This is a genomic window from Azospira restricta, from assembly GCF_016858125.1.
GTDB lineage: Bacteria > Pseudomonadota > Gammaproteobacteria > Burkholderiales > Rhodocyclaceae > Proximibacter > Proximibacter restrictus.
Map to the genome: position 1 here is coordinate 3,511,461 of NZ_CP064781.1, position 24,154 is coordinate 3,535,614.

Below are 24,154 nucleotides of genomic sequence, written 5' to 3' on the forward strand. Positions count from 1 at the left end.
ACGCTCCCCGGCGGCCCGCCCGGGCCGCCTGCCGCCTAGACGCGGAAGCGCGCGACCAGCCCGCGCAGCTCCTGCGACAGGTGCTCCAGCCGCTCCGCCTCCTGCTCGGCGCGGCCGACGACGGCGTCGTTCTGGCTGGCCATGTCGGCGATGCGCACGACGAAGTCGCGGATCGCCTGCACCGACTCGGCCTGCGAGCGCATCGCGCCGGTGATCACGTCGACGCCTTCCGAGGTCTTCGCCACCGATTCGCTGGCCGACGACAGGCGGCCGGAAACGTCCTGCAGGAAGCCCTCGCTCGCCGACAGCGAGTCCTTGCCGCGGGTGATGGCGCCGGTGACGCCGTCGGAGCGGGCGTTGATCTCCTGCGTCAGGCGGTCGATCTCGTTGGCCGACTTGGCCGACTTCTCGGCGAGCTTCCTGACCTCGTCGGCGACCACCGCGAAGCCGCGGCCGTGCTCGCCGGCGCGCGCCGCCTCGATCGCCGCGTTCAGCGCGAGCAGGTTGGTCTGCTCGGCGATGTCGCGCACCTGGCCGGTCATGCCGTGGATGTCCATCGTCGCCTGCACGAATTCGGCGACGGTGACGGCGATCTGCTCGACCGCCTCGCGCACGACGCGGATCTCGTCGAGCATGCGCATCAGGTTCTTGTAGCCGTCGTCGGTCTGCTGCCGGCTGTCGCGGGCGATGTGGTCGACCTCGCCGGCGTTGGTGGCGACGCTGCGGATGCTGTCGGCCATGGCGTCGGCCGACGACGCGGTCTCCTGCGTCAGCCGGCTCTGCTCGGAGGAGCTGGCGGCGAGCTGGTGGGTCGCGTCGTTCATCGTGTGCGCGGCGTCGAGCAGCGCGCCGGCGCTGGTCTGCAGCGTGTTGATCACCCCCCGGAAGGCGTCGGCCATGCGGTTGAAGCTCTCGGCGATGTCGGCGAATTCGTCGCGCGTGCCGACCGCGATGCGGTAGCCGAGTTCGCCGTCGGCCAGCCGCTTGCCGCCCTCCATCAGGCAGCGCGTGCCGGCCTGCATGCTCAGGTAGGAGCCGACCGACAGGTAGCCGGCGACGAGCATGCCGGCGAGCACCGCGAACAGGTTGAGGTTGCGCTTGCGTTCGAGCTCGCCGAGCCGCGCCTCCAGCCGCCCCTGCAGCGATTTCGCGACCAGCCCTTCCAGCTGCTGTGTCGCGAGCCGGGCCGGGTCGGTCTTTTCCAGCGCTTCCGGCACCGGGATGTTGATGTCGCCGGCGCTGACCAGGCGGCCGTCGATCAGCCGCCGGGTGAGGTCGATGCCTTTCTGCACCTCGGCCAGCCCCTTGTCGAAGCCGGCCTTCAGCTCGGGCGCGGCGCGGCCGACCTTGTCGAGGTTCTCCTTGACGCGGCCGAGCTGGCTGACCGCGTCGCCGGTCAGGCGGTCGAGGCGGCCGACGTCGGTGGCGTCGATCATCTGCACGCTGGCGATGTTGGCGACGCGCAGGCGGATCTGGCCGACCGTCTCCAGCAGTTGCGGCAGGCGGTTGACCAGCGTGTCGTAGAGATAGTTGGCATCCACTTCCGGATCCAGCGTCAGCCCGGCCTCGTCGGCGGTGAGGCGGGCGAGCGCGGCGAGGCGGTCGGCGAAACGCTGGTGCAGCTCGCGGATTTCGGGCGCCGAGGAGTTGGCGATCACCTGGTTGAACAGCTGCCATTCCTTGTCGAGCGCCTTCCACGCGTCGTCGAGCACGGCGCTGCCCTGCGCCTGCTTGCCGGCGGCGGACAGCGCGGCGCCGATCTGCTGGCGCAGCCCGGCGGCGTCCTTCTCGGAGGCCGAACTGTCGCCGAAGGCGACCAGCGACGAGGCGAGCAGGTGGCGGTCGACCAGCTGGCTGACGCCGCGCAGCGCGACCACGCGGGCCACGCCGTCGACCTCGTCGCGCGTCTTCGACAGCCGCTCATTGACTGCGACCAGGAACTGCGCGAGCAGCGCGGCGACGAGCAGACCACCGGCGGCGCCGATGATGATGAAGCGCACCGCGAAGCGCATGCGGTTCATCAACCCTACTGCGGGGGCAAAGAAAAACGACATCGGTCTCCTCCATGATTCTTATGTGATTGGTCGTGCCGGGCCGGGGAGAGCCGACACGATCCCGCCACAGTATTTCGCAGGCGGTCGGTCGGCCCAATTGTGGAAATCCACAGACCGGACACGTTTTTGTGGAGATTCTGCGCCGCTTCCGGCGGCAAGAAAGTCAGCGCGACGACAAAGTGCGCAACTTCGCCGGCGGGGAGGAGGAAGAACAGCCGGCGACGGGCGTCGCCGGCGGCAGTCAGAGGCGGGAGAGGCCGCGCTCGAGGTCGGCCTGCAGGTCGACCAGCGCCTCCAGGCCGACGGCGACGCGCAGCAGGCCTTCGCCGATGCCGGCGGCGGCGCGCGCCTCCGGCGAGATGCGGCCGTGCGTGGTCGATGCCGGATGCGTCAGCGTCGTCTTGGTGTCGCCGAGGTTGGCGGTGATCGACAGCAGCGCGCACGAATCGACGACGCGCCAGGCTTCGCTGCGGCCGCCCTTCACTTCGAACGAGACGATGGCGCCGCCGCCCTTCTGCTGGCGCATCGCCAGCGCGTGCTGCGGGTGCGAGGCGAGGCCGGGGTAGAACACGCGCGCGACCTTGGGATGCGCCTCCAGCCACTGCGCGAGCTGCAGCGCGCGGGTGGACTGCGCCTCCATCCGGATCTGCAGCGTCTCCATGCCTTTCAGCAGCACCCAGGCGTTGAACGCCGACAGCGTCGGCCCGGCGGTGCGCAGGAAGGCGAGCACCGGGTCGGTGAATTGCCTGGCGCCGACGACGGCGCCGCCGAGCACGCGGCCCTGGCCGTCGAGGTACTTGGTCGCCGAATGCACGACGAGGTCGGCCCCGAGGTCGAGCGGGCGCTGCAGGATCGGCGTGCAGAAGCAGTTGTCGACGGCGACGAGGATGCCCTTCGCGTGCGCCACCGCGCTGAGCGCCTGGATGTCGGCGATCTCGGTGAGCGGGTTCGACGGCGTCTCGAGGAAGAACAGTTTCGTGTTCGGGCGGATCGCCGCCTCCCACGCGCCGACGTCGGTCTGCGCCACGGTGGTGGTCTCGACGCCGAAGCGCGCGAGGATGTTGTTGAACAGCTGCAGCGTCGCACCGAACAGGCTGTTGGAGGCGACGATGTGGTCGCCGGCCGACAGGTGCGCCATGATCAGCGCCAGGATCGACGACATGCCGCTGGCGGTGGCCACCGCCGCCTCGCCGCCTTCGAGCGCGGCCAGCCGCTCCTGGAAGGCGGCGACGGTCGGATTGGTGAAGCGCGAGTAGACGTTGCCCGGCTCGTCGCCGGAGAAGCGCGCGGCCGCCTGCGCGGCGCTGTCGAAGACGAAGCTGGAGGTCAGGTACATCGCCTCCGAGTGCTCGTTGAACTGGCTGCGCGCGGTGCCGGCGCGCACCGCCAGCGTCTCCGGCTGGTAGCCGGCCTGCGGGTCGCGGTTCTGCTCGGCCATCAGGCTTGCTCCGACATCAGGTTGAGGTGCATCTGCTGCGACGCGCCGCCGTCCTCGGAATCCTTCTTCGGCGTGCCGTTGCGCGCGGCCTCGATCTCGTCGAGGTATTCCGGGCTGATGTCGCCGGTGACGTAGCAGCCGTCGAAGCACGAGGCGTCGAACGACGAGATGCGGTCGGAGAGCTCGCGCACCGAGGTCTTCAGCGAATCGATGTCCTGGTAGACGAGGCCGTCGGCGCCGATCTCGCGGGCGATCTCCTCGTCGCTGCGGCCGGTGGCGATCAGCTCGCCGCGCGTCGGCATGTCGATGCCATAGACGTTCGGGAAGCGCACCGGCGGCGCCGCCGACGCGAAATAGACCTTGAGCGCGCCGGCGGCGCGCGCCATCTCGACGATCTCGCGACTGGTCGTGCCGCGCACGATCGAATCGTCGACCAGCAGCACGCGCTTGCCGCGGAATTCCTCGCGCACGGTGTTGAGCTTCTGGCGCACCGACTTCTTGCGCGTCGACTGTCCCGGCATGATGAAGGTGCGGCCGATGTAGCGGTTCTTGACGAAGCCCTCGCGGTACGGGATGCCCAGCGTCTGCGCCAGCTCCATCGCGGAGGGCCGCGACGAGTCGGGAATCGGGATGACGACGTCGATCTCGTCGACCGGCAGGTTCAGCTTCACCTTGTCGGCGAGGTGCTGGCCCATGCGCAGGCGGGTCTCGTAGACCGAGACGCCGTCGATCACCGAGTCCGGGCGCGCGAGGTAGACGTACTCGAAGATGCACGGCGAGTAGACCGGCTGCTGCGCGCACTGGCGCGTGTGCAGCTGGTGGTTGAAGTCGATGAAGATCGCCTCGCCCGGCTCGACGTCGCGCACGACCGAGAAGCCGAGCGTGTCGAGCGCGACCGACTCGGAGGCGACCAGGTATTCGGTGCCCTCCGGCGTCTCGTTGGTGCCGTAGACCAGCGGCCGGATGCCGTGCGGGTCGCGGAAGGCGAGCAGTCCGTAGCCGGCGATGATGACGACCACCGCGTAGGCGCCGCGGCAGCGGCGATGGACGCCGGCGACGGCCTGGAAGATGCTGTCGACGTCGAGGTCGAAGCCGTGCGCGCAGGCCTGCAGCTCATGCGCCAGCACGTTGAGCAGCACTTCCGAATCGGAGTTGGTGTTGATGTGCCGGCGGTCGAGCCGGAACATCTCTTCCTGCAGCTGCTGCGTGTTGGTCAGGTTGCCGTTGTGGCCGAGCACGATGCCGAACGGCGAATTGACGTAGAACGGCTGCGCCTCGGCGAAGTTGTACGCCGAGCCGGCGGTCGGGTAGCGCACGTGGCCGATGCCGATGTTGCCCGGCAGCGCGCGCATGTTGCGCGTGCGGAAGACGTCGCGGACCAGACCCGGCCCCTTGTGCATGTGGAAGGTGTTGCCTTCCGCGGTGGCGATCCCCGCCGCGTCCTGGCCGCGGTGCTGCAGCACCATCAGGCCGTCGTAGAGCAGCTGGTTGACCGGGGTGGTTGCGACAACGCCGAGAATTCCGCACATCTTTGAGGTTTCCTACCTGAATCGAATCCGTTTTGCCGCTTCCGGCGGCAGCCAGGGCTTGCTCGCCAGCACGGCGGTTTCCAGCGGCGGCGCCAGCCGCGCCTCCGCCCACCAGGACTGCTTCGGCGCCGAGGTCATGCCGCCGATCGCGACCAGCACCAGCACGATCAAGAGCCCGCGCGCGACGCCGAAGAACACGCCGAGCACGCGGTCCACCGCGCTCAGCCCGAGCGCCTTCAACAGTCCGCGGATCGCCAGCCGCACCAGGCCGAGCACGATCAGCACGCCGACGAAGACCAGCGCATAACCGGCCAGCACGCGCATTCCCGGATCGGCGACGGCGGTGATCAGGCCGCCGACCTCCGCGCCGAACTGCCACGCCGCGAGCACCGCCAGCACCCACGCGAGCAGCGCCAGCACCTCGCCGATCAGGCCGCGCCACATGCCCAGCGCCAGCGACGCGAGCAGGATGACGATCACCCCGTAATCGAAAGCCGTCATCGACCGCCGCTGCTCACTGCTTGACGGCGACGACGCCGTTCACCCCGATCCGCTTCATCCGCTCGAGCGCCTTGTCGGCCGCGTCGCGGCTGGCGAAGGGACCGGCGCGCACGCGCGTCTTCTTGCCCTGCGGCGAGTCCAACGCTTCGGTATAGACCTTGATGCCCAGTTCGCCCAGCTTCGTCTGCAACTGCTTGACGTTGGCCTGATTGGCGAAGGCGCCGATCAGGATCACGTGCTGTTCCGCCGCCGCGGCAGGCGGCGCGTCCGGCGTCTTGCCGGCGAGGATCGCCGCCGCCCGGCGGGAATCGTCGCCGCCGGCCTTCGCCTTGTCCGCGGCGGACTTGTCGGCCGGCTTCTCCGCCGCCTTGTCGACCGCTTTCTCGGCCGGCTTCTCCGGCGCCCTGGCCGGGGCCGCCGGTTTGTCCGCCGGCTTCTCGGCCACCTTGGCGGTGGCCTTGTCCGCGGGTTTCTCGGCCGCTTTGTCGGCGACCTTCTCCGCTACCGCTTCCGCCGGCTTGTCGACCGCCTTCTCCGGCGCCGCCTTCGCCGCCGGCGCCTCGGCCGGCTTCGCGGCGAGCGCCTTCGGATTGAACGCCGGCGCCTGGTCCTGGCCGGGGATGCGGATCTCGACGTCGGCGACCGGCGCCTGCGGCGTCGGGTCCATCACCATCGGCAGCACGACCGCGGCGAAGACCGCCATCGCGACGGCGCCGACCAGGCGGCGACGGGCGCGCTTCTTCAGCGGCAACTGGGCGTCGGCTTCCGGCATCGACATCAGGGACGTTCCTTGAGGGCGCGCATGACGGCCGCCACGGTGTAGAAGGATCCAAAGGCGAGAATTCTATCATCTTCGCCGGCCGCCTTCCGGGCCGCGGCGAAGGCGGCGGCCGGGTCGGCGTGGAGGTCCACGCTGCCGCCCAGGTTCTGCCCGGCGATCGCCTGCGCCAGCGTTTCGGCGGTCGCGCCGCGCGGCACGGCCAGCGTCGCCAGGTGCCAGTGGTCGACCTTGCCGGCGAGCGCGGCGAGCGCGCCGCCGACGTCCTTGTCGGCGAGCATGCCGACGACCGCGTGCGTCTTCGCGTAGAAGCCCATGTCGCCGAGGTTGGCGGCGAGCACGCCGACCGCCTGCGGGTTGTGGGCAACGTCGAGGACCACCGCCGGCTTGCCGGGAACGAGCTGGAAGCGGCCGGCGAGCTCGATCTCGATCAGCCCGCGGCGCACCGACTGCATGTCGACCGGCAGCTTCGCCTTCACCGCGTCGAGCGCGGCCAAGGCCGCCGAGGCGTTGGCCAGCTGCTGCGAACCGCGGATGCCGGGGTTGGCCAGCCCGCCGCGGCGCAGGTTGTTGCGCCCCCACCAGGTCCATTGCGTCTTGTCGCCGAAGTAGCCGAAGTCGCGGCCGATCAGCTGCAGGTCGGCGCCGATCGCCGTTGCATGGTCGACGAGCGATTGCGGCGGCTGCGGGTCGGCGCAGATCGCCGGCCGGCCGGCGCGGAAGATGCCGGCCTTCTCGCGGCCGATGCTCTCGCGGTCGGGGCCGAGCCAGTCGGTGTGGTCGAGCGCGATGCCGGTGACCACCGACACGTCGGGCTCATAGACGTTCACCGCGTCGAGCCGGCCGCCGAGGCCGACTTCGAGGATGGCGACATCGACGTTCGCGGCGGCGAACACTTCCCACGCGGCGAGCGTGCCGAATTCGAAGTAGGTCAGCGCGACGTCGCCGGCGGCGACGCGCGCCGCCTCGACGCGCGCGAAGGCGTCGCACAGTGGCGCGTCGGCGACCGGTTCGCGGTCGAGGCGCACGCGCTCGTTGTAGGCCAGCAGGTGCGGCGACGCGTAGCAGCCGGTGCGGTAGCCCGAGTACGACAGGATGTGGTCGAGGTAGGCGCAGGTCGAGCCCTTGCCGTTGGTGCCGCCGACGATGATCACCGGGCAGCTTTCGCGCTGGCCGAGCTGGGCCTTGACGCGCGCGACACGCTCGAGCCCCAGCTCGATCCCGGCCTGCCCTTTCGGGTGCAGGGATTCGAGGTGGGCCAGCCAGTCTGCGAGGGTTCTCAAGCGCGAATCTGGCCTTAGGCGGCAGCGGGGAGTTTCTGCAGCAGCGCCAGCAGCTGGGCCAGCGTCGCCTTCATCTCGCGGCGGTCGACGATCATGTCGATGGCGCCCTTCTCGAGCAGGAACTCGGAACGCTGGAAGCCTTCCGGCAGCTTCTCGCGCACCGTCTGCTCGATCACGCGCGGGCCGGCGAAGCCGATCAGCGCGTTCGGCTCGGCGATGACGATGTCGCCGACGAAGGCGAACGACGCCGAGACGCCGCCCATGGTCGGGTCGGTGAGGATCGAGATGAACGGCAGCTGCCTCTCGGAGAGCTTGGTCAGCGCGGCCGTGGTCTTGGCCATCTGCATCAGCGAGAAGAGGCCTTCCTGCATGCGCGCGCCGCCCGAGGCGGTGACGCAGATGAAGGGCAGGTCGTTCTCGACCGCGACGCGGACGCCGCGCACGAAGCGCTCGCCGAGCACCGAGCCCATCGAGCCGCCCATGAAGTCGAACTCGAAGGCCGAGACGACCACCGGGATGGTGTTGATCGCGCCCTGCATGACCACCAGCGAATCGGTCTCGCCGCTGGTTTCGCAGGCGTCGGCGAGGCGCTCGGGATAGCGGCGGCTGTCCTTGAACTTCAGCGTGTCGACCGGCAGCACTTCATCGCCGATCTCGTAGCGGCCTTCCTCGTCGAGCAGCAGGTCGAGGCGTGCGCGCGCCTTGACGCGGTTGTGGTGGCCGCACTTCGGGCAGACGTTGAGGTTGTTCTCGAGGTCGGTCGCGTAGAGCACCGCCTCGCACGACGGGCACTTGCTCCACAGGCCCTCGGGCAGCGACGACTTGCGCGCGGCGCCCGGTTCGTTGCGCTTGATCTTCGGCGGCAGCAGTTTGTTCAGCCAGCTCATCTTGTTCTTCCTTGTGCGGGACGCGCGCCTTAGGCGGCGTCCATCCCCTGACGGATGCCGGAGACCAGCGCCTTGACCTTGGCGCAGGCGGTTTCCGGCGTCGATTTTTCGATTTCCTCGATGATCCGGCTGCCGACGACGACGGCATCGGCGATGCGCGCGATGCGCGCGGCGGTCTCGGCGTCGCGGATACCGAAGCCGACGCCGACCGGCAGGCCAGTCTGCTCGCGGATCGCCGGCAGGCGCGCGGCGACGGCGTCGACGTCGAGCGCCGCCGAACCGGTGACGCCCTTCAGCGAGACGTAATAGACGTAGCCGCTGGCGACCTTCGCGGTGCCGGCGATGCGTTCCTCGGTCGAGGTCGGCGCCAGCAGGAAGATCGGATCGAGCCCGCAGTGCTTCATCGCCGCGGAGAACTCGGCGCTCTCCTCGGGCGGATAGTCGACGACCAGCACGCCGTCGACGCCAGCCTCACGTGCGGCGACGGCGAAGGCGTCGACGCCCATCGCCTCGACCGGGTTGGCATAGCCCATCAGCACCACCGGCGTGTCGGCGTTGGTCTTGCGGAACTCGGCGACGACGGCGAGCACCTTCTTCATGCTCATGCCCTTCGCCAGCGCGCGCTCGGAGGCGCGCTGGATGGTCGGGCCGTCGGCCATCGGGTCGGAGAACGGCACGCCGAGCTCGATGATGTCGGCGCCGGCCTCGACCAGCGCGTGCATCAGCGGCACGGTCAGCGCGGCATCGGGATCGCCGGCGGTGATGAACGGGATCAGCGCCTTGCGGCCCTGCGCCTTGAGGCGCTCGAAACTGGCTTGGATGCGGGACATTCTGGGCGTCCTGTCAGAACTTGATGCCGGATTTTTCGGCGACGGTGTGCATGTCCTTGTCGCCGCGGCCGGAGAGGTTGACCAGCAGGATCTTGTCCTTCGGCAAAGTCGGCGCCAGCTTGGCGGCGTAGGCCAGCGCATGCGAGGACTCCAGCGCCGGGATGATGCCCTCGAAGCGGCACAGGTCGTGGAAGGCCTGCAGCGCCTCGGCGTCGGTGATGCCGACGTATTCGGCGCGGCCGGAATCCTTGAGGTAGGCGTGCTCGGGGCCGACGCCCGGGTAGTCGAGGCCGGCCGAGATCGAGTGCGTCTCGATGATCTGCCCGTCCTCGTCCTGCAGCAGGTAGGTGCGGTTGCCGTGCAGCACGCCGGGGCGGCCGCGCTCGAGCGAGGCCGCGTGGTGGCCGCTGTCCAGGCCTTCGCCCGCCGCCTCGACGCCGACGAGTTTCACGCCCTCGACCGGGATGTACGGGTGGAACAGGCCCATCGCGTTCGAGCCGCCGCCGACGGCGGCGATCGCATAGTCCGGCTGGCGGCCAATCATGTCCTGCATCTGCACGATGCATTCCTTGCCGATCACCGCCTGGAAGTCGCGCACCATCATCGGGTAGGGGTGCGGGCCGGCGACGGTGCCGATGATGTAGAAGGTGTTGTGGACGTTGGTCACCCAGTCGCGCATCGCCTCGTTCAGCGCGTCCTTCAGCGTCTTCGAGCCGGACTCGACCGGCACGACGGTGGCGCCCAGCAGCTTCATGCGATAGACGTTGGCAGCCTGGCGCTTGACGTCCTCGGAGCCCATGTAGACGACGCATTCCATGCCGTAGCGCGCAGCGACGGTGGCCGTGGCGACGCCGTGCTGGCCGGCGCCGGTCTCGGCGATGACGCGCGGCTTGCCCATGCGCTTGGCCAGCATCGCCTGGCCGATGCAGTTGTTCACCTTGTGCGCGCCGGTGTGGTTCAGGTCCTCGCGCTTGAGGTAGATCTGCGCGCCGCCGAGCAGCTCGGACCAGCGCTTGGCGTGGTAGATCGGGCTCGGGCGGCCGACGTAGTGCTTCAGCTCGTATTCGAATTCGGCGACGAACTGCGGATCCTGCTGCGCGGCGGCATAGGCGTCCTTCAGCTCGGTCAGCGCCGGGATCAGCGTCTCGGCGACAAAGAGGCCGCCGTAGGGCCCAAAGTGGCCCCGGCTGTCCGGCAGGTCATACATCTGCATTGCGAACTCCAGCAATAAAGGCGGCAATCTTGGCGTGATCCTTCACACCCTTCGAAACCTCGACCCCGGACGACACGTCGACGGCGGCGGGCCGCACGCGGCGCACGGCCTCGCCGACGTTATCCACCGCAAGACCGCCGGAGAGCACGATCGGCCGCGGCAGCCCGCTCGGGATCAGGCTCCAGTCGAAGGTATGGCCGGCGCCGCCGTAGCCGTCGACGAAGGCGTCGAGCAGCAGGGCCTGGGCCGACGGAAACGAAGCCGCGTATTGTACCAAATCGAACCCCGGCCTCATCCGCGCCGCCTTCAGGTAGGGCCGGTCGAACTGGCGGCAATAGGCTTCGTCCTCGTCGCCGTGGAACTGCAGCAGGCTGAGCGGCACTGCCGCCAGCGTCGCGCGCACGGTCGCCGCGTCGGCATTGACGAAGAGGCCGACGATGTCGAGGAAGGGCGGCATCGCCCGGGCGATTTCGGCGGCGTGCCCGAGATCGACGAAGCGCGGGCTCCGCGGGTAGAAGACGAGGCCAATCGCGTCGGCGCCGGCGTCTGCCGCGGCGAGGCCGTCAGTGATGCTGGTGATGCCGCAGATCTTGATCCGGACAGGCATGTCATATCCCCGTGAGCACCGGCGCCGGCAGTTCCGGCAAGCCCCAGTGCGCTTCGTAGCTGATGCCGGACAGGTAGAGCCCGTCCGGCGAGAAGGTCGGCGCCGCCCGCTTGCGGTCGCGGCATTCGAGCAGTTCGTCGATCCACGCCGGCGAATGCTTGCCCTTGCCGATATAGACCAGCGTGCCGACCAGGTTGCGCACCATGTGGTGCAGGAAGGCGGACGCCTCGAAGTCGAAGACGACATGGTCGCCGGCCTGCCATACCCAGGCCTCGCGCAGTTCCTTGACCGGCGACTTGGCCTGGCACTCGGCGGCGCGGAAGGCCGAGAAGTCGTGCTCGCCGAGCAGCCGCGCGGCGGCGGCCTGCATCGCGGCGAGGTCGAGCGGCTGGTGGAACCAGCCGACGCGGCCGTGCGTCAGCCCCGGGCGCTGCGGCCGGTTGAGCAGCAGGTAGCGGTAGCGGCGGCCGCGCGCCGAGAAGCGGGCGTGGAAGTCGTCCGCCACCGGCTGCGCCCAGCGCACGGCGACGGCGTCCGGCAGCAGCGTGTTGGTGCCGCGCACCCAGGCCGACAGCGGCCGCTCGGCGAGGCACTCGAAATGCACGACCTGGCAGCTGGCATGCACGCCGGCGTCGGTGCGTCCGGCGCAGACGACCGCGATCGGCTCGCCGGCGATTTCGGAAAGGGCCTTCTCCAGCGCGTCCTGCACGGTGTTGCCGGAGGGCTGCGTCTGCCAGCCGTGGAAGGCGCGGCCGTCGTATTCGAGGCAGAGCGCGATCTTCATGCGACCAGCACCACGGCCGTCGCCACCAGCGCGGCGGCGAGCGCCGTCCAGTCGGCGACCGTCGCCGGCGGCAGTGCCAGCGTCACCTCCGCCGGCGCCTCGCCGTTCGGATCGGGATCGAGCAGGTGCTTCCAGCCCCCCTTCGGCATCCGCGCGGCGTAATGCAGCGCCAGCGAGAGGCGCACCACCGCGCGGTCGACATCGAGGCGGAACGCCGCCAGCGGGCGCAGCAGCACGTGGCAGCCGGCCATCAGCCGCTCGACCGGAGTCGTTTCCAGCAGCAGCGCGACCGCGGCGAGCACCAGCAGCAGCCGGCCGAGCTGCGTCAGCCCTTCGCCCAGGCCCTCCCAGGTCGGTACCCAGGCGCCGCCATCGGCGCGCACCGGCTCACCGGCGACGCCCCAGGCGAGCACCGCGAGCAGCGACAGCAGCAGCCAGCGCGCACGCCAGGCCAGCCGCGCCCAGCGCGCGACGACGGCGCGGCCGGCAAGCGGCACGAGCCCGAAGGCGAGCGCCAGCGGCAGGCCGGACAGCGACTGCACCGCGATCACGGCGAGCAGCCAGCAGCAGAGGCGGTGCGCGGGATGAAGTTGCGCCATCGGCAATCGGGGCAATGAAAAATCGACGAGAAGGGCCACGCGAAAAAGAAAAGGCCGCGCTCCCGAAGGAGCACGGCCCGCCATTTTACCCCGCGGCCTGCCGCCGCGTCAGGCGCACCCCGAGGGCACCTGTTCGTGATGCGCAAAGCGCATCACTCAGGCGCCGATCCGCGCCAGGATCGCGCGCGCGGCGTCCTGCTGCTCGGCGTTGCCTTCCTGCACGACTTCCTGCAGCAGTTCGCGGGCGCCTTCCATGTCGCCCATCTCCTCGTAGGCCTTGGCCAGGTCGAGCTTGGTCGCCACCTCTTCGCTGCCGCCGATCGCGGGCAGTTCGACGGCGGGCTCGAGCGCGCCACCAAAGGCCGGCGCGACGACCGTTTCCAGCTGGCCGGTCTCGAAGCTCGGCAGTTCCTCGGCGGCGGCCTTCGGTTCGGCCAGGTCGAGGTTGATCGAGGTCATGTCGAAGGACGGCGTCGCCATCGGCTCGCCGAGCACGGTCGATTCGGTCAGCTTGACGTCGAATTCCAGCCCGCCGTGCTCGATCTCGCCCGCGTCCGCGGCGGGCTCCGCTGCGACGGCCGGCGCCGGCGCCGCGGTGTCCAGGCCGAGGTCGAAGTCGAGCGCCGACGGTTCGTCGGCCGCCGGCGCCGCGGACGGCGCCGGTTCGGCTTCGATCCTGATTTCCGGCAGGTCGAAGTCAAGCGCCGCCGGTTCCTCCGGCTCCGGTGCCTTGGCCGCCGGCATCACCGCGACGATCGACGACGTGGTGCCGAGATCGAAATCGAGGCCGGTACCGGCCTCGGCCTCCGACGCCACGGCCTGCGGTAGCGTGACGGTCGATTCGAGGTCGCTCTTCACCGCCGGTTTCGCCGGCGTTGCCGGGCCGAGGTCGAAGTCGAGGCTGACCGGCTCGGTGCTGGCCACCGGCGCTTCCTCGGCGGCCACGGCAGCGGCCGCCGGTGCCGCCGCAGCGGCTGCAGCGGCCATCTGCGACAGCTGGCCGGGCATCGCCATCGTCTCCTTCATCGCCTGCGGCGAGACGATCACCGTCGCGTCGCTGTCGAACGCGGGGGTCGGCGCCGGCGCGCGGGAGCCGCTGTAGAGCGGATTCTGCGGATCGAGCTTGAGGCCCATCGCCGCCGCCTTCTCCCAGTCGGCACCGACGCCACCGGTGTCGCCGTAGAGTTCGGTCGCCAGCGACTCGAACTGCTTCAGGCTCTGCCGGTTGGCGTAGATCTCGAGCAGCTTGAGGTGGATCGCGTAGCGCTTGGGATCCTTGGTCTTCGCCTCGAGCAGGATTTCCTCGGCCTGCGCGTCGCGGCCGTAGGCCATGTAGACGTCGGCTTCGGCGACCGGATCGACCTCGTCGGTGTCGATCGTGCCCGGCCCGGCCTGGCTGAAATCGGTCTGCGGCGGCGTATGCGAAGTGTCGACGCTCTGGCCGCCGGTCGTGCGGAACACCGAATTCTCGCTGAGGCTGGTCTGCGACAGGCCGGCGGTCGAGGTCGCCAGCGGCGTCTCGGCCGCGGCCGCGGCGGTGCGGCGCCGCTTGTAGGCGACGTAGCCGAGCAGCAGCGCGACGATGCCACCACCGCCGGCGAGCAGCATCGGGTTGTCCAGCAATTCGTCGACGAAGCTCGGCTCCTCGGGCAGCGGCGGCGGCACCACGACCTTCGGCTTCGGCTGCGGCGCCGGTTCGGGCTTCTGCTCCGCAACCGCGGGTGCCGGGGCCGGCTTGGCCTCCTCGGGCTTCTTCTCTTCGGCCTTCGGCGGCTCGGCCGGCGGCGTCACCGCCTCCGGCTTCTTCTCCTCGACCTTCGGCGGCTCCGCCGGCTTGGGCGGCTCCGCCGGCTTGGGCGGTTCTGCCGGCTTGGCGGCCGCGGCCGGCTTCGGCATCTCCGGCTGCTTCGCTTCGGCGGGCTTGGCCGCCTGCTTCTGCAGCTCGGCGAGATTCTGGTTCTTCAGCTCGACCAGCTTCTGCAGCTCATTGACGTTCTTTTCCAGCGCCGCGAGCCGCTCGTTGGCTTCCTTCAGCGCCTTTTCCTTGGCCAGCAGCTCGTCCTCGCCGACGCGGGCGGCGGGCTTGCCCTTGCCGGCCTCGGTCCGCGAGACGCGCACCTGATCCTTGGCTTCCGCCGCCGGGGCGACCTTCTCCTCGACGCGCGGCGTGATCTTGCCGGCGGCCTCCTGCTTGCCGGCCTCGTCGGCCGCCGGCGCCTGGCCGGCCGCAGCGGCGAGCTTGCGGCGGTAGGCGTTCCAGTCGGCGGCCTGCACCGCGACTTCCTTGCGCGCCTCGGTTTCGGATACCGCCTCGACCTCGGCCTTGTCCGGCACGGTCAGGATGCGGCCCGACTTCAGGCGGTTCATGTTGCCGCCGTCGAACGCCTCCTTGTTGCTGCGATAGAAACCGACCAGCATCTGGTCGAGCGAAACGCCCTCGTGCTGGTGCGCCGTGGCGATCTTGCGCAGCGTGTCGCCGGCCTTGACCTGGTAGCTGTCGCCGGCGGCCGCCTTCGGCTCCGCCGCTTCGGCGACCTTCGGCATCGGGGCTGCTGCGGGTGTCGCGGACGGCCGGCGGACGGCCGGCGCGCTCGGCGCCGGCGCCGGCAGCGGCCGCACTTCCGGCGCGGCGACCGGTGCCGCCGCCTTGGCGGCGACTTCCGGCGGATCGAGCAGGAAGGTGTATTCGCGGACCAGGCGTCCGGACGCCCAGTTGAGTTCCAGCAGCATGTCGACGAAGGGCTCGTTGAGCGGCCGGTCGGAACTCAGCTTGATGATCGGCTGACCGTTCGCGCGCTTGTCGATGGTGAAGCGGATCGACTGCAGCGGCGAGGCGTAATCGAGCCCGGCCGCCTTGAAGGCTTCGGCGGAAGCCAGGCCGGCTTTCATGCTCGACAGCTCTTCGCGCGTCGCCGACAGCTCGACCTCGGCGCGCAGCGGCTGGCCCAGCGCGGAGAAGACGGTGACCTTGCCGAGCCCCGCGGCCTGGGCCGCCAGTGGCAGCCCGGCGAGGGCAAAACCGGCGGCAATGACCAGTGTCGAGGCACGAAGCTTGAGCGTGGATTGTGGTTTATTTGTCACCGCGCCACCCTTAGAGAGCGTCTATTTGGAATATTTAAAATAACATCATGAAGTTAGCGATGCAAGCTCAACTTCCTTCTAATATCGGCCGTTCCCGTGGCTTTTTTACCACAGGCGATAAAAAAAGCCGGGGCCCGTCTGGGCACCCGGCTTTTCTTGCGGTGCTTGCCGATCAGGCTCGCCCCAAGCGCGCTTCCTCGCGATGCTCGCGCAGCACTCAGGCTTCGAGCAGGATGCGCAGCATGCGGCGCAGCGGCTCGGCGGCGCCCCACAGCAGCTGGTCGCCGCAGGTAAAGGCGGCGAGGTACTCGGGCCCCATCGCCATCTTGTGCAGGCGGCCGACCGGAACGGTCAGCGTGCCGGTGACGGCGGCCGGGGTGAGTTCGCGCTCACTGATCTCGCGCTCGTTGGGGACGACCTTCACCCAGTCGTTGGCGGTGCCGATGATCTGGGTCAGCTCGTCGAGCGGGACGTCCTTCTTCAGCTTGATCGTCAGCGCCTGCGAGTGGCAGCGCATGGCGCCGATGCGCACGCACAGGCCGTCGATCGGGATCGAGCCGGCGGTCTTGAAGGCCGGCTTGCCGAGGATCTTGTTGCACTCGGCGCCGCCCTTCCACTCTTCCTTCGACTGGCCGCCGTCGACCGGGACGTCGATCCACGGGATCAGCGAGCCGGCGAGCGGGGTGTTGCGGAAGTTCTTCTTCGGGAAGCTGTCCGAACGGATGGTCTCGGCGACCTTGCGGTCGATGTCGAGGATCGCCGAGGCCGGATCGGCGAGCAGGTCCTTCACTGAATCGTGGATGACGCCCATCTGCGAGATCAGCTCGCGCATGTTCTGCGCGCCGGCGCCGGAGGCGGCCTGGTAGGTCATCGAGGTCGCCCATTCGACGAGGTCGTTCTGGAACAGGCCGCCGAGGCCCATCAGCATCAGCGAGACGGTGCAGTTGCCGCCGATCCAGTTCCTGCCGCCCCTGGCCAGCGAGTCCTTGATCACGTTCATGTTGACCGGGTCGAGGATGATGACGGCGTCGTCGGCCATGCGCAGTGCGCTGGCGGCGTCGATCCAGTGGCCGTTCCAGCCGGCGGCGCGCAGCTTGGGGAAGACTTCCTTGGTGTAGTCGCCGCCCTGGCAGGTAATGACGATGTCGCAGGACTTCAGCGCGTCGATGTTCGACGCGTCCTGCAGCGGCGCGGCCGCTTCCTTGCCGCCGAAGACCGGGGCCTTGCCGCCGGCGTTCGAGGTCGAGAAATACACCGGCTCGATATGGGCGAAATCGCCCTCTTCCACCATGCGCTGCATGAGGACCGAACCGACCATGCCGCGCCAACCCACCAGACCAACTCGCTTCATCACTGCTTCCTCGGCAAAAAGCTCAACAAAAATGTAACGTTACCACAGATGCTGCGGCGCACCACGACGCAGATCAAAGCGCCGCGAGCACCGCGTCGCCCATCTCCTTCGTGCCGACCTTCTTCGTTCCCGGCTCGTAGATGTCGCCGGTGCGGAAGCCCTGTGCCAGCACCTTCTTGACCGCCCCCTCGACGCGCTGCGCGGCTTCCTCCAAGTTGAAGGTATAGCGCAGCATCATCGCCGCCGACAGGATGGTCGCCAGCGGGTTGGCCACGCCCTTGCCGGCGATGTCCGGGGCCGAGCCGTGCGACGGCTCGTAGAGGCCCTTGTTGTTGGCGTCGAGCGAGGCCGACGGCAGCATGCCGATCGAGCCGGTCAGCATCGACGCCTCATCCGACAGGATGTCGCCGAACATGTTGCCGGTGACCATCACGTCGAACTGCTTCGGCGCCTTCACCAGCTGCATCGCGGCGTTGTCGACCAGCATGTGCGTCAGCTCGACGTCCGGGTATTCCGGCGCCAGCTCGTTCATCACGTCGCGCCACAGCTGCGTCGTTTCCAGCACGTTCATCTTGTCAACCGAGCACACCTTGCGGTTGCGCTTCCTCGCCGCCTCGAAGGCGACGCGACCGATGCGGCGGACCTCGCTCTCGGTGTAGTGCATGGTGTTGAAGCCGAAGCGCTGGCTCTTGCCGTCGACGTCGCGCACCTCGATGCCGCGCGGCTGGCCGAAGTAGATGTCGCCGGTCAGTTCGCGGACGATCAGGATGTCGAGGCCGGCGACGACTTCCGGCTTCAAGGTCGACGCATTGGCCAGTTCCGGGTAGAGGATCGCCGGGCGCAGGTTGGCAAACAGGCCGAGTTGCTTGCGGATGCCCAACAGGCCGCGCTCGGGCCGTTGCTCGCGCGGCAGCGCGTCCCACTGCGGGCCGCCGACGGCGCCGAGCAGCACGGCGTCGGCCGCCTGCGCGAGCTTCTGCGTCGCTTCCGGATACGGGGTGCCGGTCGCATCCACCGCGCAGCCGCCGAGCAGCGCCTCTTCCATTTCGAAACCGAGGCCCAGCGCGTTCAGCACGCGCACGGCTTCCGCCATGATCTCGGGACCGATGCCGTCGCCCGGCAGCACGCAAATCTTCATCGTTCTTTCCTGTGTCGTGGGGTTATTGCGCGAACAGCCAGGGCTGCTCGGCACGGCGCTTCTCTTCGAAGGCGCGGATCTTGTCGGCGTGGCGCAGCGTCAGGCCGATGTCGTCCCAGCCGTTGAGCAGGCATTCCTTGCGGAAGGCGTCGACCGCGAACGGGATCGCCTTGCCGTCGGGACGGACCACCGCCAGCGCCGGCAGGTCGATCGTCAGCTTGTAGCCCGGCGTCGCCTCGACCTGCGCGAACAGCGCGTCGACCTCGGCGGCCGGCAGCACGATCGGCAGGATGCCGTTCTTGAAGCAGTTGTTGAAGAAGATGTCGGCGAAGGACTCGGCGATGATCGCGCGGAAGCCGTAGTCGAGCAGCGCCCACGGTGCATGCTCGCGCGAACTGCCGCAGCCGAAGTTCTGCCGCGTCAGCAGCACCTGCGCGCCCTGGTAGCGCGGCTGGTTGAGCACGAAATCCGGGTTCTTCGGCCGCTGCGAGCAGTCCTGCCCGGGCTGGCCGACGTCCGTGTAGCGCCACTCGTCGAAGGCGTTGGGGCCGAAGCCCGAGCGCTTGATCGACTTCAGGAACTGCTTCGGGATGATCGCGTCGGTATCGACGTTGTTGCGGTCGAGCGGCGCCACCAGCCCTTCGAGTTTCACGAATTTTTCCATTACTCCGTCACCTTCTGGACAGCCTCGCCGCCCTTCTTCATTCCTTCGCCGACCACTTCGCCGGCCTTGTGCATCGCCTTCTCGACCGCCTCGCCGCCCTTCTGGATGGCTTCGCCGGCGACCTCGCCGCCGCGCTGGACGTCCTTCTTCACGCCCTGCGCGGTATTGCAGCCGGCGAGCGCGGCGCCGACCAGCAGCGCGCCGAGCGCGCAACGCATGCGTTTCACTGCCATGACCTCGCTCAGAGGATTTCGCGGACGTCGGCGAAATGCCCGGCGATGGCCGCCGCGGCGGCCATCTGCGGGCTGAGCAGATGCGTGCGGCCGCCCGGTCCCTGCCGCCCCTCGAAGTTGCGGTTCGAGGTCGAGGCGCAGCGCTCGCCCGGCTCGAGGCGGTCGGCGTTCATCGCCAGGCACATCGAGCAGCCCGGCTCGCGCCATTCGAAACCGGCGGCGACGAAGATCCTGTCCAGCCCCTCCTCTTCGGCCTGCCGCTTGACCAGCCCGGAGCCCGGCACCGCCAGCGCCAGCTTGACGTTGGCGGCGACGTGCCGGCCCTTGAGCACGGCGGCGGCGGCGCGCAGGTCCTCGATGCGCGAGTTGGTGCAGGAGCCGATGAACACCTTGTCGATGGCGATGGCCGAGATCGGCGTGTTCGCTTCCAGCCCCATGTACTGCAGCGCACGCTCCATGCCTTCGCGCTTGACCGGATCGCTTTCCTTGGCCGGATCGGGCACCTTGTCGGTGACCGGCACCACCATCTCCGGCGAGGTTCCCCAGGTGACCTGCGGCGCGATGTCAGCCGCCGGCAGCTCGACGACGCGGTCGAAGGCCGCGCCATCGTCCGACTTCAGCGTGCGCCAGTAGGCAACCGCCTTGTCCCAGACCTCGCCGGTGGGGGAGAACTGGCGGCCGCGCAGGTAGTCGATGGTGGTGTCGTCGACGGCGACGAAGCCCATCCGGGCGCCGGCCTCGATCGCCATGTTGCACAGGGTCATGCGCCCTTCCATCGACAGTCCGCGGATCGCGCTGCCGGCGAATTCGATCGCGTAGCCGGTGCCGCCGGCGGTGCCGATGCGGCCGATGATCGCCAGCGCCACGTCCTTGGCGGTGACGCCGGGGCCGAGCTCGCCCTCGACGCGGATCTGCATCGACTTCGACTTCTTCTGCACCAGGCACTGCGTCGCCAGCACGTGCTCGACCTCGGAGGTGCCGATGCCGTGCGCCATGCAGGCGAAGGCGCCGTGCGTCGAGGTGTGCGAGTCCCCGCAGACGACGGTCATGCCGGGCAGCGTTGCCCCGTTCTCCGGGCCGACGACGTGCACGATGCCCTGGCGCTGGTCCTTGAACGGGAAGTAGGCGAGCGCGCCGACGCTGCGGATGTTGCTGTCGAGCGTATCGACCTGCAGGCGGGCGACCGGGTCGTCGATCGCGGCGGTGCCTTCGGCCTTGTCCCAATGGTCGGTCGGCGTGTTGTGGTCGGCGGTGGCGACGATCGACGACACGCGCCAGGGCTTGCGCCCGGCCAGCTTGAGGCCCTCGAAGGCCTGCGGGCTGGTCACTTCGTGCACCAGATGCCGATCGATGTAGATCAGGGCCGTGCCGTCGTCCTCCTGATGGACCACGTGGCTCTGCCAAAGCTTGTCGTAGAGGGTCTGCGCCATGTTCTGTCTGCTGCCGATGTCGGGGCGGGGAAAGAGGGGAATTATGTCACAGCGTCAGTGACTTGCGCCACCAGCAAAGCCGCTATCTGCGCGGCATGCCGGGGCGATAGAGCGGATCGACGCGGTCGGCGTGCACCTTGAGGTCGGCGATCCGCGTCTCGTGCGACGGATGGGTGGACAGCCACTGCGGCGGCGCCCCGTCGGACACGCGCCGCATCTTCTCCCAGAGCGAGATCGCCGCGTGCGGATCGTAGCCGGCGCGCGCCGCCAGCTCGACGCCGATGCGGTCCGCCTCCTGCTCCATCTCGCGCGAATTCGGACGCATGAAGGCGAGGTCGCCGGCCTTGCCGAGCACGCTCTGCCCGAGGCCGGGATCGATGCCCAGCGTCGAGCCGAGGAGCACGCCGCCGATCGCCGCGGCGACGCCGACGCCCATCGCCTGCCCGGATTTCTCGCGGCCGTGCTCGCGCAGCGCATGCGCGATCTCGTGGCCGATCACCGCCGCCAGCTCGTCGTCGGTCGGCTGCACCTTGTCGAGCAGGCCGGTATAGACCGCGATCTTGCCGCCGGGCATGCACCAGGCATTGACCTCGTCGCCTTCGAGCACGTTCACCTCCCAGCGCCAACCCGGCGCGTCAGGCCGGAAGGCGCCGGTCGCGGCGATCAGCCGAGCGGCGATCGCGCGCACCTGCGCCAGCTCCTCGGCGTCCGGATTCAACCGCCCCTTCGCCTGCGCCTGCTTCAGCGTCTGCCGGTAGGCGCCCTCGGCCTGCCGGTTCACCGCCGCCGCCGAGGCGAGCATCGTCTGCTCGCGCCCGACGCCGACGACGCCGGGGCGAGTCGTCTGCACCGTCGCGCACGCCGACAGCGCGATGACCGATATCACGAAGACCTTGCACCAGGACACGACCACCCTCCCGTTCAAGCTTCGCCGTCAACGCGCGAGCCCGGCGCCCGGCCGACATCGCCGTCGCGCACCCAGCCCCAGACCAGCCCGAAACCCGCCAGCGCGAAGGCGGCGCTGGCGCCGTAGGTGATCGCCGAGCCGAGGGCGTCCCAGCTCCAGCCGCTGAACAGGCCGCCGAGCAAGCCACCGGCGCCGAACGACAGGCTGGAATAGAGCGCCTGCCCGCGCGCCTGGCAGCGCCCCGGGAACCAGCGGTTGATCGCGGCGATCGCCGCCGCGTGGTAGGCACCAAAGGTCAGCCCGTGCAGCAGCTGCGCGACGAAGATGATCGCCGGCGAGTCGACGCCCCAGCCGATCATCGCGAAGCGGACGACCGCCGCGGCGAAGCTGGCGAGCAGGATCGCGCGCAGGCTGAAGCGCCGCAGCAGCCGCGACATGCCGATGAAGACGCCGATCTCGGCAAGCACGCCGAGCGACCACAGGGCGCCGATCGCCGTCTTGCCGTAGCCGTGCTCGGCGAGGTGGATCGAATAGAAGATGTAGAGCGCGCCGTGCGCCGCCGACATCGCAAAGCACGCGGCGAGCAGCGCGGCGACGCGCGGCTGGCGGACGATCTCGCCGACCGGCAGCGCCGTCCCCGCGGCGCAGTGCACCGGCGCCTCCGGCAGCAGCGCCGCGCAGGCGAGGATGCCGGCGAGGATCGCCAGGCACACCCACAGGATGGCGGAGAGCGGCACGAAGTCGAGCAGCGCGCCGGCCCCCATCACCGCGACGACGAAGCCGATCGACCCCCACAGCCGGATGCGGCTGTAGCGCGACGCCTCGTCGCGCAGGTGGTCGAAGGTGATCGTCTCGACCAGCGGCAGCGCCGCGCTCCAGAAGAAGGCCATGACCGCCATCGCCACCAGCAGTGCGGCGAAGTCGCTGGCGAGGAAGAAGGCGGCGAAGCCGAGCAGGCTCGCCGCCGCCGCCAGACGCACGATCGGCACGCGACGGGCCAGCCGGTCGGCGAGCGAACCCCAGACGTAGGGACCGAACAGGCGCATCAGCTGCATCTGCGACATCAGCAGGCCGATGTCCCAGGCCGAGAACGCCAGCGATTGCAGGTACAGCCCGAAGTAGGGCGAGAAGGCGCCGATGAAGGCGAAGTAGAAGAAGTAGTAGCCGGAAAGGCGCCAGTACGGCAGGCGGAGGGAAGAGGCGGGCATCCGGCAATTCTACCGGATGCGCCGGACGCGGCCGCGGCGCGGCGGCCGCCGGCAACGCTCAGGAAAGGGGCTTGCCGGACTGGTAGCCGACCAGGAGCCGGTACAGCTCGTCCTTCAGCTTGACGCGCTTCTTCTTCATGTCCTCGAAGGTCAGGTCGCCGACCGGAACGTCGGCCTCCTCCAGGCGCTCGACCTCCTGCGTGACCAGATGGTACTCGTCGCAGAGGCGGGCGAATTGGTCGTGGCTCGCCTGCAGCGCCTGAATCGCCGCGCGGTGCTCGGGAAACTCCTCGTGCAGGATGTGGTGCTCGACTTGCATGATCAGGCCCCTCCGTTATCCACACGCCGGCCACCCCGGCCGGAACGCTTGCTGCCAGTATATGCCCAAGCCATGGCCGGGCTCAAACCGGCGGTGGCACGCTCAGACCGACGGGCCGGAGCCGGGCGCGGCGGCGGGAATGCGCGGCGTCGCGCAGGAGACGTCGGCGCACTGCGCGCGGTGGCGCAGCGCGTGGTCGATCAGCACCAGCGCCAGCATCGCCTCGGCGATCGGCGTCGCGCGGATGCCGACGCAGGGGTCGTGGCGGCCGTGCGTCTCCACCGTCGCCGGGTTGCCGGCGCGGTCGATCGTCTGCCGCGGCAGGCGGATGCTGGAGGTCGGCTTGATCGCGATGTTCACGACGATGTCCTGGCCGGTCGAGATGCCGCCGAGGATGCCGCCGGCGTTGTTCGAGCGGAAGCCCTGCGGCGTCATCTCGTCGCCGTGCTCGCTGCCCTTCTGCGCCACCGACGCGAAACCGGCGCCGATCTCGACTCCCTTCACCGCGTTGATGCCCATCATCGCGTAGGCGATCTCGGCATCGAGCCGGTCGTACACCGGCTCGCCCCAGCCCGGCGGCACGCCGGCGGCGGCGACGGTGATCTGCGCGCCGACCGAGTCGCCGGACTTGCGCAATTCGTCCATGTACTGCTCGAGCTGCGGCACGATCGCCACGTTCGGCGCGAAGAACGGGTTGTTGCCGATCTCGGCGGCGCTCGCAAACGGGATTTCGATCGGCCCCAACCGGCTCATCCAGCCCTGGATCGTCACGCCATAGCGCTGCTGCAGCCACTTCCGGGCGATCGCGCCGGCGGCGACGCGCACCGCTGTCTCGCGGGCCGACGAACGGCCGCCGCCGCGGTAGTCGCGGAAGCCGTACTTCTGCGTGTAGACGTAGTCGGCGTGGCCCGGGCGGAAGGTCTCGGCAATGTTGCCGTAGTCCTTGCTGCGCTGGTCCTGGTTGCGGATCAGCAGGCCGATCGGCGTGCCGGTGGTCTTCCCCTCGAAAACGCCGGAGAGAATTTCGACGGTATCCGGCTCGCGGCGCTGCGTGACGTGGCGCGAGGTGCCCGGCTTCCTGCGGTCGAGCTCGGCCTGGATGTCCGCTTCGCTGATTTCCAGCCCCGGCGGGCAGCCGTCGACAATGCAGCCGATCGCCGGGCCGTGGGATTCGCCGAAGGAGGTGACGGTAAACAGGGTGCCGAGGGTATTGCCGGACATGGGGAAAGGCGCACGAATTGGGGATCGGCAAGTTTAGCACAGGGGGTCGGCGCGGCCTGCCGGCGGGGTCCGCATGCGGCCGGGCGGCACCGCCCACAG

22 protein-coding genes are annotated in these 24,154 nt (G+C 69.5%); all 22 read right to left on the minus strand.

Translation table 11 applies throughout. The annotated features are described in order from the left end of the window. Positions 1-35 precede the first annotated feature (35 nt). A complete protein-coding gene (locus IWH25_RS16740) occupies positions 36-2,021 on the minus strand; it encodes a methyl-accepting chemotaxis protein (protein WP_203386896.1) in 1,986 nt (661 codons plus the stop codon). 274 nt (positions 2,022-2,295) lie between these two features. After that, positions 2,296-3,492 (minus strand): O-succinylhomoserine sulfhydrylase, encoded by a 1,197-nt coding sequence (locus IWH25_RS16745; protein WP_203386897.1) that lies wholly within the window; start codon positions 3,490-3,492, stop codon positions 2,296-2,298. Beyond that, entirely contained in the window at positions 3,492-5,021 is a 1,530-nt protein-coding gene (gene purF / locus IWH25_RS16750) for an amidophosphoribosyltransferase (protein ID WP_203386898.1), read from the minus strand. Before purF ends, IWH25_RS16745 begins: the two co-directional genes overlap by 1 nt. A gap of 12 nt (positions 5,022-5,033) precedes the next feature. After that, the gene (locus IWH25_RS16755) at positions 5,034-5,522 is read right to left on the minus strand and encodes a CvpA family protein (RefSeq protein ID WP_203386899.1); all 489 of its coding nucleotides are present in this window, start codon (positions 5,520-5,522) and stop codon (positions 5,034-5,036) included. A gap of 13 nt (positions 5,523-5,535) precedes the next feature. After that, positions 5,536-6,300 carry an SPOR domain-containing protein gene (locus IWH25_RS16760; RefSeq protein WP_203386900.1) on the minus strand — a complete coding sequence of 255 codons (765 nt, stop codon included), beginning with the start codon at positions 6,298-6,300 and terminating at the stop codon, positions 5,536-5,538. Further along, a complete protein-coding gene (folC, locus tag IWH25_RS16765; RefSeq protein WP_203386901.1) occupies positions 6,300-7,583 on the minus strand; it encodes a bifunctional tetrahydrofolate synthase/dihydrofolate synthase in 1,284 nt (427 codons plus the stop codon). The genes IWH25_RS16760 and folC overlap by 1 nt, the downstream gene beginning before the upstream one ends. A 14-nt stretch (positions 7,584-7,597) precedes the next feature. Beyond that, a complete protein-coding gene (gene accD / locus IWH25_RS16770) occupies positions 7,598-8,470 on the minus strand; it encodes an acetyl-CoA carboxylase, carboxyltransferase subunit beta (RefSeq protein WP_203386902.1) in 873 nt (290 codons plus the stop codon). Between the two features lie 29 nt (positions 8,471-8,499). After that, positions 8,500-9,300, minus strand: a complete 801-nt coding sequence (gene trpA / locus IWH25_RS16775) for a tryptophan synthase subunit alpha (protein WP_203386903.1) — start codon at positions 9,298-9,300, stop codon at positions 8,500-8,502. A 13-nt stretch (positions 9,301-9,313) separates the two neighbouring features. After that, positions 9,314-10,513, minus strand: coding sequence for a tryptophan synthase subunit beta (gene trpB / locus IWH25_RS16780; RefSeq protein WP_203386904.1), 1,200 nt, complete (start codon positions 10,511-10,513; stop codon positions 9,314-9,316). Next, entirely contained in the window at positions 10,500-11,120 is a 621-nt protein-coding gene (locus IWH25_RS16785) for a phosphoribosylanthranilate isomerase (protein WP_203386905.1), read from the minus strand. Before IWH25_RS16785 ends, trpB begins: the two co-directional genes overlap by 14 nt. Before the next feature lies 1 nt (position 11,121). After that, positions 11,122-11,904: a tRNA pseudouridine(38-40) synthase TruA gene (truA, locus tag IWH25_RS16790; protein ID WP_203386906.1), complete on the minus strand. Its 783-nt coding sequence runs from the start codon at positions 11,902-11,904 to the stop codon at positions 11,122-11,124. Next, entirely contained in the window at positions 11,901-12,503 is a 603-nt protein-coding gene (locus IWH25_RS16795; RefSeq protein ID WP_203386907.1) for a CbiQ family ECF transporter T component, read from the minus strand. The genes truA and IWH25_RS16795 overlap by 4 nt, the downstream gene beginning before the upstream one ends. A gap of 156 nt (positions 12,504-12,659) precedes the next feature. Next, positions 12,660-15,584, minus strand: coding sequence for a motility hub landmark protein FimV (locus IWH25_RS16800; RefSeq protein WP_203386908.1), 2,925 nt, complete (start codon positions 15,582-15,584; stop codon positions 12,660-12,662). 217 nt (positions 15,585-15,801) lie between these two features. Continuing rightward, the gene (gene asd, locus IWH25_RS16805) at positions 15,802-16,935 is read right to left on the minus strand and encodes an aspartate-semialdehyde dehydrogenase (RefSeq protein WP_203386909.1); all 1,134 of its coding nucleotides are present in this window, start codon (positions 16,933-16,935) and stop codon (positions 15,802-15,804) included. A 73-nt stretch (positions 16,936-17,008) separates the two neighbouring features. Beyond that, complete coding sequence (gene leuB / locus IWH25_RS16810) at positions 17,009-18,073, minus strand: 3-isopropylmalate dehydrogenase (protein ID WP_203386910.1); 1,065 nt, start codon at positions 18,071-18,073, stop codon at positions 17,009-17,011. Positions 18,074-18,095: 22 nt separating this feature from the next. Then, positions 18,096-18,737 carry a 3-isopropylmalate dehydratase small subunit gene (gene leuD, locus IWH25_RS16815; RefSeq protein WP_203386911.1) on the minus strand — a complete coding sequence of 214 codons (642 nt, stop codon included), beginning with the start codon at positions 18,735-18,737 and terminating at the stop codon, positions 18,096-18,098. Continuing rightward, a complete protein-coding gene (locus IWH25_RS16820; RefSeq protein WP_238998940.1) occupies positions 18,737-18,970 on the minus strand; it encodes an entericidin EcnAB in 234 nt (77 codons plus the stop codon). Before IWH25_RS16820 ends, leuD begins: the two co-directional genes overlap by 1 nt. Before the next feature lie 8 nt (positions 18,971-18,978). Next, positions 18,979-20,400 (minus strand): 3-isopropylmalate dehydratase large subunit, encoded by a 1,422-nt coding sequence (gene leuC / locus IWH25_RS16825; RefSeq protein ID WP_203386912.1) that lies wholly within the window; start codon positions 20,398-20,400, stop codon positions 18,979-18,981. 82 nt (positions 20,401-20,482) lie between these two features. Then, positions 20,483-21,307, minus strand: coding sequence for a M48 family metallopeptidase (locus tag IWH25_RS16830; protein WP_238998941.1), 825 nt, complete (start codon positions 21,305-21,307; stop codon positions 20,483-20,485). Between the two features lie 14 nt (positions 21,308-21,321). Continuing rightward, positions 21,322-22,515: an MFS transporter gene (locus IWH25_RS16835; protein WP_203386913.1), complete on the minus strand. Its 1,194-nt coding sequence runs from the start codon at positions 22,513-22,515 to the stop codon at positions 21,322-21,324. Between the two features lie 58 nt (positions 22,516-22,573). Then, positions 22,574-22,834: an HP1242/YdcH family protein gene (locus tag IWH25_RS16840; protein WP_203386914.1), complete on the minus strand. Its 261-nt coding sequence runs from the start codon at positions 22,832-22,834 to the stop codon at positions 22,574-22,576. Positions 22,835-22,936: 102 nt separating this feature from the next. Beyond that, the gene (gene aroC, locus IWH25_RS16845; protein ID WP_203386915.1) at positions 22,937-24,055 is read right to left on the minus strand and encodes a chorismate synthase; all 1,119 of its coding nucleotides are present in this window, start codon (positions 24,053-24,055) and stop codon (positions 22,937-22,939) included. Positions 24,056-24,154: the final 99 nt, after the last annotated feature.

What these genes read in the sequence shown, in the direction of transcription:
- IWH25_RS16740 (WP_203386896.1), bottom strand. Translation starts at nt 2,021, where the DNA reads ATGAACCGCATGCGCTTCGCGGTGCGCTTCATCATCATCGGCGCCGCC.
- IWH25_RS16745 (WP_203386897.1), bottom strand. Translation starts at nt 3,492, where the DNA reads ATGGCCGAGCAGAACCGCGACCCGCAGGCCGGCTACCAGCCGGAGACG.
- purF (WP_203386898.1), bottom strand. Translation starts at nt 5,021, where the DNA reads ATGTGCGGAATTCTCGGCGTTGTCGCAACCACCCCGGTCAACCAGCTG.
- IWH25_RS16755 (WP_203386899.1), bottom strand. Translation starts at nt 5,522, where the DNA reads ATGACGGCTTTCGATTACGGGGTGATCGTCATCCTGCTCGCGTCGCTG.
- IWH25_RS16760 (WP_203386900.1), bottom strand. Translation starts at nt 6,300, where the DNA reads ATGTCGATGCCGGAAGCCGACGCCCAGTTGCCGCTGAAGAAGCGCGCC.
- accD (WP_203386902.1), bottom strand. Translation starts at nt 8,470, where the DNA reads ATGAGCTGGCTGAACAAACTGCTGCCGCCGAAGATCAAGCGCAACGAA.
- trpA (WP_203386903.1), bottom strand. Translation starts at nt 9,300, where the DNA reads ATGTCCCGCATCCAAGCCAGTTTCGAGCGCCTCAAGGCGCAGGGCCGC.
- trpB (WP_203386904.1), bottom strand. Translation starts at nt 10,513, where the DNA reads ATGCAGATGTATGACCTGCCGGACAGCCGGGGCCACTTTGGGCCCTAC.
- IWH25_RS16785 (WP_203386905.1), bottom strand. Translation starts at nt 11,120, where the DNA reads ATGCCTGTCCGGATCAAGATCTGCGGCATCACCAGCATCACTGACGGC.
- truA (WP_203386906.1), bottom strand. Translation starts at nt 11,904, where the DNA reads ATGAAGATCGCGCTCTGCCTCGAATACGACGGCCGCGCCTTCCACGGC.
- IWH25_RS16795 (WP_203386907.1), bottom strand. Translation starts at nt 12,503, where the DNA reads ATGGCGCAACTTCATCCCGCGCACCGCCTCTGCTGCTGGCTGCTCGCC.
- asd (WP_203386909.1), bottom strand. Translation starts at nt 16,935, where the DNA reads ATGAAGCGAGTTGGTCTGGTGGGTTGGCGCGGCATGGTCGGTTCGGTC.
- leuB (WP_203386910.1), bottom strand. Translation starts at nt 18,073, where the DNA reads ATGAAGATTTGCGTGCTGCCGGGCGACGGCATCGGTCCCGAGATCATG.
- leuD (WP_203386911.1), bottom strand. Translation starts at nt 18,737, where the DNA reads ATGGAAAAATTCGTGAAACTCGAAGGGCTGGTGGCGCCGCTCGACCGC.
- IWH25_RS16820 (WP_238998940.1), bottom strand. Translation starts at nt 18,970, where the DNA reads ATGGCAGTGAAACGCATGCGTTGCGCGCTCGGCGCGCTGCTGGTCGGC.
- leuC (WP_203386912.1), bottom strand. Translation starts at nt 20,400, where the DNA reads ATGGCGCAGACCCTCTACGACAAGCTTTGGCAGAGCCACGTGGTCCAT.
- IWH25_RS16835 (WP_203386913.1), bottom strand. Translation starts at nt 22,515, where the DNA reads ATGCCCGCCTCTTCCCTCCGCCTGCCGTACTGGCGCCTTTCCGGCTAC.
- IWH25_RS16840 (WP_203386914.1), bottom strand. Translation starts at nt 22,834, where the DNA reads ATGCAAGTCGAGCACCACATCCTGCACGAGGAGTTTCCCGAGCACCGC.
- aroC (WP_203386915.1), bottom strand. Translation starts at nt 24,055, where the DNA reads ATGTCCGGCAATACCCTCGGCACCCTGTTTACCGTCACCTCCTTCGGC.